This window comes from Streptomyces sp. NPDC006624 (genome assembly GCF_040611555.1).
In the GTDB taxonomy this organism is placed as follows: Bacteria; Actinomycetota; Actinomycetes; order Streptomycetales; family Streptomycetaceae; genus Streptomyces.
This window is the reverse complement of the sequence record NZ_JBEXOM010000102.1, coordinates 1-1,042: the sequence shown is the minus strand read 5'-3', so window position 1 is coordinate 1,042 and position 1,042 is coordinate 1. Positions and strand designations below refer to the sequence as shown.

General features: G+C 62.6%; 1 protein-coding gene. It reads right to left on the bottom strand.

Annotated features, from left to right (window positions below; translation table 11 throughout):
- Nucleotides 1-943: 943 nt before the first annotated feature.
- Complete coding sequence (locus tag ABZY20_RS37455; protein WP_356448037.1) at nt 944-1,039, bottom strand: hypothetical protein; 96 nt, start codon at nt 1,037-1,039, stop codon at nt 944-946.
- Nucleotides 1,040-1,042: the final 3 nt, after the last annotated feature.

Genomic DNA, 1,042 nt, shown 5'->3' with positions numbered 1-1,042 from the left:
AGCCACGTTTATCCACAAATGCTGGTGGAAGCGTCGGCGCTGCGCGGACTGCACGGCCGCTCGACGCTTCCGCACCCTGCTCGAAATTTCGCGACACGATGGTGCGAGCGAGTTCGTCGTTGTCCACAGGGATGATTCGAGCGTCGTCGAAATCGTCTCCGGTGTGGGTTGTCCACAAGTGCGTCTTGGGTGTTCGGAGTGTGCGCATGCGACTCGCGACGATGTCGCTGCAGAGACTTGTCCACAAGCGAATCGATGCGACGCCCGCGCGAGCGAATCTTCTCGCCGTGGGCGCAATCGCCGAACTGAGCGCACGAGCGACGCGCGCAGTTTGTCCACAGATACGGCCTTACACGCGTATCACGTCGAAACGCTTGGTGCGCGCTGGTCGACGAATTCGACGCAGGTACTTGTCCACAAGACATTCGCATCGTCGCCATCGCGCTGTTTGCGATCTGCGTGCAAAGCGTTATCCACAAGCCGCGTCGCGACACGTGTTTGTCCACAGCCGTTGCGGCGTGTGCCGCGAGAGCGCTGCGGCATGTGCGTAGCGCGAATGACGAGCAATCGTTTATCCACAGCACGTCGGCGATGCATGCGTCGTCGGTCGTGGACATCGCACCGAAGCGCGTCCTACCGATCACGTGCGACTGGCTTATCCACACGTCTCGAATCGAATCGCCGGCCACTAGCGCGGATACGCGCGAAGCAGCGTTGTCGAAAATCCGCTTGTCCACAGGCGCGTTGGCGCAGACACGTCGACGCACACGGTTCCAGGCAGCGGCGAGTCGCCAAGCAGACTAGTTGTCCACAAGCGCAGCCGCCGTCGAAGCGAACATCGCGGCATCTCATCGACGCACAACGCCGCAGCGGCAGTGGATAACTCAGCGTCCATCGCCCCGCCGACGCGAGGCCTGCATGCTTCGAACGCAGCCGCCTTGCCTCAGCGACTGGCCGCCATCACCGCCAGATAGCCGCGCACCGTCGCATCGAGGCCGTCATACAGCGCCTCGCCGATCAGCGCATGGCCGATCGACACCTC